Origin of the sequence: Lactobacillus acetotolerans DSM 20749 = JCM 3825 (assembly GCF_001436775.1) — a bacterium.
Taxonomy (GTDB): domain Bacteria; phylum Bacillota; class Bacilli; order Lactobacillales; family Lactobacillaceae; genus Lactobacillus; species Lactobacillus acetotolerans.
In genome coordinates this window covers 1-10812 of the sequence record NZ_AYZC01000045.1, presented here as the reverse complement: position 1 = coordinate 10812, position 10812 = coordinate 1, and the positions used below count along the sequence as shown (strand labels likewise).

The window sequence follows — 10812 nt, the reverse complement described above, 5'->3', positions numbered from 1 at the left end:
AAGTCACCTTCCCAATGGAATGGCACCTTCCGGTGTACAACTTCTTGCGGCCTATTCTCAATTGAAGGACCTAAACGTTTATGATACGGGGCATGGCCATTGCCGTGGTGTTTTCTTTGCTGAAAATGGTGCTAATTCTAATGGTGTTCAAGTAGTATCTGGTGCAACTAGTTCTACACAAACCATGAAGAACTACATTAATCAATTAGTCCAAGCTTCTCAAGCAGGTAAGACTGTCACTATCCACATCAACAACAATAAGAAGATGAAGGATGGTACTTACAAGCTTTCAGAGAAGAATTATGATCATGGTTATCGTCAAGTTTATACTTTGATTGTTAAGAATGGTAAAGTTTCTAACTTGAAGTATGATCAAATTAACAAAGATGGTAAGTCTAAGACCAAGGATGCCAACTACGAAAAGCAAATGAAGAAGATCGCTAAGGTTGGTCCTAAGGAATACATTCCTAAATTAAGAAGTGAATTCATGAAGTCCAAGGGCAACACCGAGAAGGTACAAGTAGTATCTGGTGCAACTGATTCTTCTAATCAATTTATTGCTTATGTTGATCAATTAATCAACGCTGCCCAAAAGGGTGATACTAAGCCAATTACTGTTAATAACATTGTTTATAAGCAATAATTTGTGCTTAACATTAGTATAGAAAAGGAGTAGTGAACAGCTACTCTTTTTTATTGAGGAAAATAAAATGAAAAATAAAATCCGTAGAGTAATATCTGCCCTGATATTAGTGTTTGCAATTTTTACTCTGGCTGCTTGTTCTACTCAAAGTAAAAAGCAAGCGGCTCCTAAAACACCTTTGACGACTAAGGCGACCCAGGATACTCAATTTTTAATGGGGACGGTATGTACCATTAAAATTTATAATAAAAATAAGAGTAATGCTTTAGACGATAGTTTTGATCGAATTAAGCAGTTAGCAAATGAAATAACCGTTAATCAGAAAGGCAGTGAAATCGATAAGATAAACAATCATTCTGGTGAAAATCCGGTTAAGGTGACGCCGTCAATTTATCGTTTATGTAAAGACGCGTACTATTATAGTCAAAATTCTGATGGTTCTTATGATATGGCAATTGGTCCGATCACTAGCTTATGGCGGATAGGTTTTCCTGATGCCCATAAACCAAAGCAAAGTCAGATTTCCGCACGTTTGCCACTGGTTAATTATAAAAATGTAGTCTTTAATGATAAGAAGCAGACCGTTTACCTTAAGAAAAAAGGCATGAAGCTGGATTTGGGTGGTATTGCTAAGGGTTTTATTTCTGATGAGGTAAAGAAGGTACTGCAAAAAGATGGTGTTACCAGTGCTATCATTGATTTAGGTGGTAACGTCTACGTTTTAGGCGAATCCCCAACGAATCATAGTAACTGGACAGTTGGTGTCCAAGACCCAAAGCAGAGCCGGGGGACAGCAATCGGTACCGTACCTGAAATGAATACGACGGTTGTAACTTCTGGAATTTATGAGCGTTACCTAAAGGTTGGGAAGACCATTTACAGTCACTTGATGAATCCTAGAACCGGTTATCCTTTCCAAAATAATTTGATGGGGGTTACGATTGTGACCAAGTATTCTACTGATGGGGATGCCTTATCAACTGCTACCTTTGATAAAGGATTGAAGGATGGTTATAAATATATCGAAAGGGAGAAAGATACCGATGCCATCTTTATTACTAAGGATAAAAAAGTTTATGTAACTAGCGGCTTGCGAAAGAAGTTTAAATTATTTTCTGATAGCGGTTATAAATTGGCACATATTTCAGATGTTAAGTAAAACTGATTAATTTAAAAAGAGAATTTAAGGTAGGGATTTTCTAATCTTGCTTCGAATTCTCTTTTTTCATGGTGTATTATATAAGGTACGAATATTCGGAATTTTAAGGAGCATAAAAACAGTATGGCTGATAAAAAAACTTTTTATATTACAACCCCGATTTATTACCCATCTGGTCGTTTAACCATAGGTAATGCTTATACTACGGTTGCGGCTGATTCAATGGCACGCTATAAGCGTGGCCAGGGCTATGACACATTTTTCTTAACCGGGACAGATGAACATGGTCTTAAAATTGAGCAAAAGGCAGAAAAGCAGGGTATTAAGCCTCAGGAATTTGTAGATAAGATGGCTGCTTCTTACAAGAAATTATGGAAGAGCTTAGATATTTCGTACGATAAGTTTATTCGTACAACTGATCCTGAGCACGTTAAGAGTGTGCAAAAGATTTTTGAAAGACTTTTAAAACAGGGTGATATTTACTTAGGTGAATATACCGGTTGGTATTCAGTTGAAGATGAGGAGTACTTTACTGAGTCTCAATTAGCCGAAGTTTATAAGGATGATGACGGTAATGTTATTGGTGGTAAAGCGCCGTCTGGTCATGATGTCCAACTAGTTAAGGAACCATCATACTTCCTTAAGATGAGCAAGTACGCTGATCGATTATTGAAGTATTATAAGGAACACCCTGACTTCATATTGCCGCATTCTCGAGAAAAAGAAATGGTTAATAACTTTATTAAGCCGGGTTTGGAAGATCTTTCCGTTACCCGGACGACTGTTAATTGGGGAATTCCCGTACCAAGTGATCCGAAACACGTTGTTTACGTGTGGATTGATGCTTTATCTAACTATATTACTGCACTTGGTTATGGTACGGATGATGATTCCTTGTTTAAGAAATTCTGGCCGGCTGACGTTCAATTAGTGGGTAAGGAAATCATGCGTTTCCACACGATTTACTGGCCAGTTATGCTGATGGCTTTAGGGTTACCACTTCCTAAACATATTATTGGCCATGGCTGGGTCTTGATGAAGGACGGTAAAATGTCTAAGTCTAAAGGTAATGCCGTTTACCCGGAGACGATCACTAATCGTTATGGTGTTGACGCTCTGCGTTATTACCTAATGCGTGCACTTCCATTTGGTTCAGACGGAATTTTCACACCTGAAGACTTTGTTGAACGAGTTAACTTTGATTTGGCTAACGATCTAGGAAATTTGCTCAATAGAACAGTTTCTATGATTAACCAGTATCAAGATGGGCATGTTGCCGCTGCTCCCGAGAAGCAGGATGAGCTGGGTGCCGATCTAAAGTCTGTAGCTGATCAAGTAATTAAAGACTATAAGAAACAAATGGATACATTGCACTTTTCACAGGCTCTGGATAGCATTTGGAAGTTAATTAGTCGTTCTAACAAATATATTGATGAAACAACGCCTTGGGCTTTAAATAAGGCAGGCAAAAACGATGCTTTATCTAGGGTACTATCTAATTTAGCTGAAAGTTTACGTTTAATTGCCATTCTTATTTCTCCAATTATGACTAGAACACCGGTTAAGATGTTTGAGCAATTAGGTTTGGATTGGGATAGTACCGCTGAAAAGAAGCTTGGATTTGGTGATTTTAGTTGGGATACTACAGTAACGCCTGCTCCTAAACCAATTTTTCCTCGTCTTAAGACAAACGTGGAAGTTAAGTATATTAAAGAAGAAATGGCTAAAGCTAAACCGAAGAAGCAGACTCGAAGTCAGCAAAATCAGGGTAAGCAAATTGGCATTGATGACTTTGATAAAGTTAAGATTCAAGTTGGGAAGATTTTAGCAGTAGAACCGGTTCAAGGTTCAAAGAAATTGTTACAATTCCAGCTTGACTTTGGTAATGGTCAAGAAAAGCAGATTTTAAGCGGTATTCGTAAGTTTTATCCCAATGCTAGTGAGCTGTTAAACAAAAAAGTTTTGGCAGTTACTAATTTGAAGCCTCGTAAGATGCTGGGCCATATTAGTCAGGGAATGCTTTTGTCTAGTGAAAAAGGCGGGGCAGTTAAATTGGCTATTGTTGGTGATGAACATGAAATTGGGGCTGAATTAGGTTAATGAAGATTATTGATAACCACACTCATTTAAACGATGCACCTTTCCGCGGTAAGGAAGAATATTATTTGGAACGTGCGCAAAAATTAGGTGTCACAAAGATTATTTGTGCGGGCCAAGATCCAGAATTTAATGAGCGTGCGATCGATTTGGCGCAACGTTTCGATAATGTTTATGCCATGGTCGGTTTTTGTCCTGACGTGGCAAAGGATTATAATCAGAAAACTGAAGATTTGTTGACAGAACAATTACAGTCTTCAAATGTGGTTGCTTTAGGTGAAATTGGTTTGGACTATTATTGGGATAAATCGCCCAGAGATGTTCAACGGAAAGTTTTTGCTGAGCAGATTGAGTTAGCGCATAAACTGCATCTTCCTGTTGATATTCACACACGGGATGCTTTTGCTGATTGCTATGATATTTTAAAACACAGTAACCTGGAATATGGTGCTATTTTACACAGTTTTAATGGTAATGTGGATTGGCTAAATAAGTTTCTTGATCTAAACGTTTATATTTCTTATTCAGGAGTTGTTTCTTTTACTAAGGCAACAGATGTCCATGAATCTGCAATTAATACCCCAATGGACCGAATTCTAGTCGAAACTGACGCTCCGTACCTTACTCCCAAACCATACCGTGGCCATCAAAATGAACCGGGTTATGCCCGTTACGTTGCTGAAGCAATCGCAAAATTAAAAAATATATCACTTGAAGAGGTTGCGAACGCAACTTATGCGAATACTGTGAGAGCTTATGGCCTTAAATAAAAAAAAATTTAATGCAGTTGTTGTCGTTGAGGGAAAAGATGATACGATTCGCTTGAAGCAGTTTTTTCCTGGAATTGAGACGATTGAAACAAATGGTTCTGCAGTTTCCAAAGAATTTTTGACAGAATTGAAAAAATTGTCCCAAAAAAGAGAAATTATTATCTTTACAGATCCAGATTTTAACGGGGAACGAATTCGTAGGATAGTTTCAAAGGCGATTCCGGCAGCTAAGCAGGCTTTTATTACCCGAAAAGAGGGCGAACCCCTTAAGAGCGGTAATTCTTTAGGTGTTGAACATGCTTCTAAAGAAGCGTTGGTGCGTGCCTTAAACGATTTGCATGAAGTTAAATCTGAAAAAAGTGATCTGACCAAACGAGCTTATTCTGAATTGGGCCTTGCTTCGGGGACAGGTTCACGTAAACTGCGGGAACAAGTTGGAATTGCGTTAGGTGTTGGTTATGCTAATTCTAAGCAATTTTATAAGCGGCTTCATACTTTTGGTATATCGCTGGCCGAATTGCAAGAAGCAGTAAAGAAAGTAGAGGCAAAAAATGAATAGTGATATTCCAATTGGATCACCCTTAAGAACCGAAGCTATTATTAACCGTTATTTTATCCATGCTAAAAGGAAGTTGGGACAGAACTTTTTAGTGGATCATGATGCAATTATGGGGATTGTACATGCGGCTAATATTAAACCGGGAGACCAAGTAATTGAAATTGGTCCTGGAATTGGTTCTTTAACAGAACAACTGCTCTTAGCCGGAGCTAAAGTCTTTGCTTATGAAGTCGACGATAGTTTGCCAGAAATTCTTAGAAATGAACTGCCAAGTAAAATCAATGGGGAACCGCTGAATAAACGCTTTAAATTGCTTTTGAAAGATGTTTTAAAAGCTAACTTTAAAGATGATCTTGCTGGCTTCTTTGACTTTACTCGACCCATTAAAGTTGCTGCTAATTTGCCTTATTACATTACCACGCCGATTATTTTTGCATTAAATCAAGCAGATTTGCAATTTGCTAATGTGACACTAATGATGCAGAAAGAAGTTGCCGATCGTTTGCAGGCTAAGCCTGGTAATAAGGAATACGGCCCGTTAACAATTGCGGTTCAAATTGAGATGAATGTTAACCTTGCTTTTACCGTTAAGAATAGGTCGTTTATACCGCGACCGCGAGTAGATTCCAGTGTGGTTGTTTTAACCCCTCTTAAAAATAAGCCAGATGTTGGCGATATTAAACACTTTAACTGGGTGGTTAAAATGTGTTTTGCTCAAAGACGTAAAACATTGAATAATAATTTAAAAAGTTTACTTCCAGATAAAGATAAGAGGGAGCAGTTAATTACCTCATTAAATGTTGATCCCCGCGTTCGTCCAGAAGAATTAACTATTTCACAATTTATACAAATTGCACGCGCCATTCCTTCACAGCGTTAAAATTTGCAAATTTTTGCTTTTGTGAAAAAGTTGATTTAATAGCACTTGTATGTTAAAATACTCCTTAAAGGAGTTGTTATTAGTGCCGACATCAATTAATACCATTAAAGAAAAATTAGATTCACATTTAGGTGATACGTTAACAGTCGTAGCACAAGTAGGGCGTAAGAAAGTTACAAGAAGACGGGGAGTATTAAAAGAAACCTTTCCAGCTGTTTTTGTGGTTGATTTGGATCAAGATCAAAACAATTTCAAACACGTTTCTTACAGTTACACTGATTTGTTAACCAAGACTATTACATTAAAATTTGATGATGGGGCTGAAAATGCTCAAGCTTAATTAAATAAAAAGTATTTTGGCGCTGACATTTTTTGAAAATGTTGGTGCCTTTTTTGTTCCTTAGAGTATATTATTAACAGATAAAAAAACAAACATTTAGAAAGGGGAAAATATGAAACGTTCAGAAAGATTGGTTGATATGACCAAATATTTAATGGAACGTCCGCACACTTTAATCTCGTTACCTTTTTTTGTTAAACGTTATGGTGCAGCTAAATCTTCAATTTCTGAAGATCTAGCAATTTTAAAACATACACTTGCTGCTAATCAGGATGGAATTTTAGAAACCGTCGCTGGTGCAGCCGGTGGTGTTCGTTATGTTCCGTATTTGGGAAAGAACCACGTTAAGAGATACTTGACTGATCTGTCATCACGGATTGAAGATTCACAGCGAATCCTGGCAGGTGGTTTTGTTTACCTTTCAGATATTTTAGATGATCCACAGGACTTACGTCAGATTGGTAAACTAATTGCAACTCGGTATGCCTATTCCAAAATTGATGTGGTTATGACTGTTGAAACTAAGGGCATATCTTTGGCTCAGGCAGTTGCACGCTATTTAAATGTGCCTTTTGTTATTGCAAGAAAACAATCAAAGGTAACTGAAGGAGCAACTGTTTCAGTTAACTATATTTCTTCTTCAATCGATCGTGTTTCTAAGATGGAACTTCCTACCCGTGCTTTGAAAAATAATTCGAATGTTTTAATCGTTGATGATTTTATGAAGGCAGGAGGCACTCTGACTGGAATGGAGGAATTAACCAAGGAATTCAATAGTAATGTTGCCGGTACTTGTGTCCTCTGTGAAGCAGATTTTGATAAAAATAAATTAATTGAGGGTTATCTCTCACTTGTAAAGATTAGTAGAATTGATACCACCAAGAGAATTATTTTGGCTGAACCGGGCAACTTTGTAGCACATACAGATTTCAGCCGTTTTCAATAGCGTTAAATGTTATACTAGAACTTAGTTTTAAAAATAAAGTTAAATGTTATACTAGAACTTAGTTTTAAAAATAAATAAGAGGTTGAAATTAATGAAAAAATTTGTAGTTATCCTTGCCGCTGGCAAAGGTACACGTATGAAATCGAAGTTGTATAAAGTTTTACACAAGGTTTGTGGTAAGACGATGGTTGAGCACGTTGTTGACGCAGCTCAAGGCGTTAAACCAGATAAAATTATTACCGTTGTTGGTAGCGGTGCCGGTAAGGTAGAAAAAGTTTTAAGCGGTAAATCAGAATTTGCTTTTCAGGAAAAACAATTGGGAACAGGTGACGCCGTTTTAACTACTAAAGATATTTTGGGTGATAAAGATGGTGCAACCTTAGTTATTACTGGTGATACCCCATTATTTACTACTGAGACTTTTCAAAATTTATTTGCTTACCACGCTAAAAAGGGTAATGCGGCCACTGTTCTTACGGCAGAGGCACCTGACCCATATGGTTATGGCCGAATCATTCGGGATGAGCAAGGTAATGTTTTACGAATCGTTGAGCAAAAAGATGGTAAGCCAGAAGAATTAGAAATTAAAGAAATTAATACTGGTGTCTTCTGTTTTGATAATAAGAAGCTCTTCGAGGCATTGAAACACGTTGATAATGACAATGCACAGGGTGAATATTATTTAACTGATGTTTTGGAGATCTTACGTAATAAAGGTGAACGGGTTGGTGCATACAAAATGCCTGATTTTAGTGAAAGCCTTGGGGTAAATGATCGAATTGCTTTGGCTCAAGCCACTAAAATTATGCAGAAGCGGATTAATAGAAATCATATGTGTGATGGCGTTTCTTTCGTTGATCCCACTACGGCATATATTGATTCTGACGTTAAGATCGGTAATGATACCGTAATTGAAGGTAACGTTGTAATTGAAGGTAATACTGAAATTGGTAGTGATTGTCATATTACTAGCGGTTCCCGGATTGTTGATTCAAAGATTGGTAATAACGTGACAATCACCTCTTCAACTTTACAAGAGGCAGAAATGGATGACGATACTGATATTGGTCCTAATTCGCACCTTCGTCCTAATGCCGTTATTAGGAAGGGTGCCCACGTCGGTAACTTTGTCGAGATTAAGAATTCTGAAATTGGTGAAAATACCAAAGTAGGACATTTGACTTATGTAGGGGATGCAACCTTAGGTAAGGATATTAATGTTGGCTGTGGTACAATTTTCTCCAATTACGATGGAGTTAAAAAGTTTCATACTAATGTTGGTGATCACTCCTTTGTTGGGGCCGGTGTCACTTTGATTGCTCCGATTAATGTTGCTGATCATTCCTTCATTGCTGCTGATTCAACTATTACTAAAAATGTTGGCAAATATGATATGGCTATTGCCCGTGGACGACAAACTAATAAGCCGGATTATTGGCATAAATTGCCATTGTCTCACGATAAAGATTGGCAATAAAGAAAAAAGTTCTAGACTAAGGCTAGAACTTTTTTAATAGAATTGATAGACAATCTTAATGCTTTAGCAAAAAAGGGAAGCATTAAGAAACATTAATTTAACAGCTTCTTAATTACGGCAAATGCCTTTTTGTTTTACAATAAAAAGTAAATGAAGTTTAGATTTTATGTGAGGTCGAGATAAATGAAATTAAGTCATAAGTTAATTATGGTATCAGCTGCTGCATTGATGGGTGTAAGCCCATTATTAGGTGCTGCTCAAAGTGTAAATCCTGTTGCTCAAGCTGCATCCAAAAGCTCTAGCAAAAAGGGCACCATCACGCTGAGCAATAATGCTTACGTTTATCATAAGAATGGTAAGAGAGATACTAATTATGCAGGTGGCGGTAAGAATGCCGTTATTGCTAAGAATATAACTCTTAAATATGTTGGTAAGCCAATAACTATTAATGGTAACGAATATTATCCTATTGGTGGTAATGATTATGTAAAAGCTGCTAATGTAGGTTACAAAGATGGTAAAGCAGTTACTCCATCAACATCTAAGATCCCTACTACTGATAAAACAACTGTTAAAACACAGACTTTAACAACTAATAAATCTACCAAGAAGGCTGTTTCCAAGAAAACTACTATTACGTTGAACCATAATGCTTATATTTACAATAGCAAGGGTAAAACTGATAAGAAACTTGTTAAGAAGGGTCAAACCTTTACCGTAGATCAACTTACTGATATTGGCGGTAAGCTTTTTTACCGAATTAAAGGGCAGAAGAATCAATTTATTAAGAATGCTAATGTTGGCACAGTAAATGGTCCTAAAATAACGCCAGCTACCAAGCTGACAACTGTTACTTTGACACACAATGCTTATATTTATAATGGATTTGGTGGTACTAAAAAGAAGGTCATTAAGAAGGGTAAAACTATTATTGTAGACCGACTTATGTATATTGATACTACACTTTATTACAAAGTTGGTGGTCAAAAGAATCAATTCATTAAAATGGCTAACACTACTAAAGAAACTGGTCCTGATTTAAAGCCAAGTAACCATAAGCCGGTACCCGACACTATGACCGTTATTACACTAAATCACAATGCTTATGTTTATGATGGCAATGGTAAATCAGATAAGGTTTTGCTCAAGAAAGGTCAAAGGATCACTGTAGATCAACTTAAGTATATTGGTTCTAAACTTTACTACAGAATTGCTGATAAGAATTATCCTGGTGATGATCAGTGGGTTAAGAAGGCTAACGTTGGCATAATCGAAGGTAAACAATTAAAGCCAGATAATAGTATGCCAATTAATAATACGCCTTCAGCTACTATTACTGTTGGTAATGATACTTATGTTTACAACGGCAGGGGAGAAAAGCAAACTACGATGCCATTTACTGCGGGTCATACTGCTCGTGTAAGTGAAATGAAGTATATTTGGATTCCTGATGAAAATAAGGCTGATTTGTTCTATAAATTAGCTAGTGATAAAGATGGTTATGTCAAGGCTTCTGATGTAAGTGGCATAACTGGAGATTCATTAAGTCCAGTTAATACTGAACAAGAAGCTAAGGATGATACGGTTATTGCAACTAAGTCTGATAAGCAAGATTTACAAGCTGAACTTGATAAGGAAAATGATATTAAAAGTAGTGATGCCTACAAGTTTGCGAGTGAATCTTTAAGAGATACTTATGATTCAGATGCAGATGCCGCTGATGAGGTAAATAGTTCTTCTGTTTCATCAGTAGCTGAAGTTAAGAATGCAACTCAGAATCTAGAAGATGCTGCAAAAGCACTAGATGGTGCAAGTCCTACTTCTAATAACTAATAAATAATTTTTAAATCTTTAGACATTCAACGGGTGTAATTATGTTGAATGTCTTTTTTTCTACTCTAAGTCAAGTCATATTAATGATTTGGCTTATTTATTTTCTTT

The 10812-nt window shown here is 36.8% G+C and carries 10 protein-coding genes; all 10 read left to right on the top strand.

Features of this window, described 5'->3' with window-relative positions; all coding sequences use genetic code 11:
• A partial coding sequence (locus FC77_RS08085; RefSeq protein ID WP_477218253.1) for an FMN-binding protein occupies positions 1 to 643 on the top strand: 643 nt, incomplete at its 5' end.
• A 67-nt stretch (positions 644 to 710) separates the two neighbouring features.
• Positions 711 to 1802 carry an FAD:protein FMN transferase gene (locus FC77_RS06590; RefSeq protein ID WP_056970812.1) on the top strand — a complete coding sequence of 364 codons (1092 nt, stop codon included), beginning with the start codon at positions 711 to 713 and terminating at the stop codon, positions 1800 to 1802.
• 93 nt (positions 1803 to 1895) lie between these two features.
• Positions 1896 to 3902, top strand: a complete 2007-nt coding sequence (gene metG / locus FC77_RS06585) for a methionine--tRNA ligase (protein ID WP_225723720.1) — start codon at positions 1896 to 1898, stop codon at positions 3900 to 3902.
• Positions 3902 to 4669 carry a TatD family hydrolase gene (locus tag FC77_RS06580; protein ID WP_056970808.1) on the top strand — a complete coding sequence of 256 codons (768 nt, stop codon included), beginning with the start codon at positions 3902 to 3904 and terminating at the stop codon, positions 4667 to 4669. The genes metG and FC77_RS06580 overlap by 1 nt, the downstream gene beginning before the upstream one ends.
• Entirely contained in the window at positions 4656 to 5228 is a 573-nt protein-coding gene (gene rnmV, locus FC77_RS06575; RefSeq protein WP_056970806.1) for a ribonuclease M5, read from the top strand. Before FC77_RS06580 ends, rnmV begins: the two co-directional genes overlap by 14 nt.
• The gene (gene rsmA / locus FC77_RS06570) at positions 5221 to 6108 is read left to right on the top strand and encodes a 16S rRNA (adenine(1518)-N(6)/adenine(1519)-N(6))-dimethyltransferase RsmA (protein WP_054682175.1); all 888 of its coding nucleotides are present in this window, start codon (positions 5221 to 5223) and stop codon (positions 6106 to 6108) included. The genes rnmV and rsmA overlap by 8 nt, the downstream gene beginning before the upstream one ends.
• Positions 6109 to 6190: 82 nt before the next feature.
• Positions 6191 to 6448, top strand: a complete 258-nt coding sequence (locus FC77_RS06565) for a Veg family protein (RefSeq protein ID WP_054682177.1) — start codon at positions 6191 to 6193, stop codon at positions 6446 to 6448.
• A gap of 112 nt (positions 6449 to 6560) precedes the next feature.
• Positions 6561 to 7394: a pur operon repressor gene (purR, locus tag FC77_RS06560; protein WP_056970805.1), complete on the top strand. Its 834-nt coding sequence runs from the start codon at positions 6561 to 6563 to the stop codon at positions 7392 to 7394.
• 91 nt (positions 7395 to 7485) lie between these two features.
• Positions 7486 to 8871 (top strand): bifunctional UDP-N-acetylglucosamine diphosphorylase/glucosamine-1-phosphate N-acetyltransferase GlmU, encoded by a 1386-nt coding sequence (gene glmU, locus FC77_RS06555; RefSeq protein WP_056970803.1) that lies wholly within the window; start codon positions 7486 to 7488, stop codon positions 8869 to 8871.
• 183 nt (positions 8872 to 9054) lie between these two features.
• Positions 9055 to 10704 carry an SLAP domain-containing protein gene (locus FC77_RS06550; protein ID WP_056970801.1) on the top strand — a complete coding sequence of 550 codons (1650 nt, stop codon included), beginning with the start codon at positions 9055 to 9057 and terminating at the stop codon, positions 10702 to 10704.
• Positions 10705 to 10812 lie beyond the last annotated feature (108 nt).